The sequence below is a fragment of the Mesorhizobium sp. M1E.F.Ca.ET.041.01.1.1 genome (assembly GCF_003997355.1).
Lineage (GTDB): Bacteria > Pseudomonadota > Alphaproteobacteria > Rhizobiales > Rhizobiaceae > Mesorhizobium.
In genome coordinates this window covers 1-568 of sequence record NZ_RZSL01001210.1, presented here as the reverse complement: position 1 = coordinate 568, position 568 = coordinate 1, and the positions used below count along the sequence as shown (strand labels likewise).

The 568-nt window shown below is 67.1% G+C and carries 1 protein-coding gene and 1 pseudogene; both read right to left on the bottom strand.

Translation table 11 applies throughout. The features are described 5' to 3' along the window. Positions 1–185, bottom strand: a pseudogene (locus tag EOA38_RS38410) (sugar kinase); the annotation flags it as partial. A gap of 8 nt (positions 186–193) precedes the next feature. After that, positions 194–568 (bottom strand): DUF2125 domain-containing protein (locus EOA38_RS38405; protein ID WP_127301676.1); only part of this gene is annotated, 375 nt, incomplete at its 5' end.

The following is a 568-nucleotide window of genomic DNA, read 5'->3' as shown; positions in this document are numbered from 1 at the left end:
GCCCAAGGCGACCCGTGGGCGCCGAGGCGATGCGCGGCGCAGGCGGCGCTCGTCGCCATGCCGGAGGCGATCTGGACGCCGTCGCTGGCGATGAACTTGCCCTGATGCGTGGGAAGCTGGTCGACGCGCAGGATCGTGTCGAGGGTGAATGCGCCGACGCTGAGCAGTTTGACCGGGCCCGCCATCGCAGTCCTTAATCGACCGGCTTGATCTTGCCGAGCGGGATGAAGCCGAGCGAAGCCTTGCCCTTGACGACCTTGAGCGGCATGGACGGCTCGCTGCCGAGCATGGCAATGCCGGCAAAGCCCTGCTCGATCTCGCTTTTATGCTCGGGAATGGCGCCGGCAAGGATGGCCGCCACCGCCTTGGGGTCCTTGAGCTTGATCGTGAGATTAGCGTCGATCAGGCCTTCGGCGTCGACAGAGATTGGCCCGGACACCGTTAGGCGCGCCGTCCCCGACGACAGGTCGAGCCTGGCGATGTCGACCGACTGGCCGCGCAGGCTTTTCGGCGGCGCCGCGATCAGCGCGACGCCATTCTTCACTGTCGCCTCGCCGCCGCCGTCAAG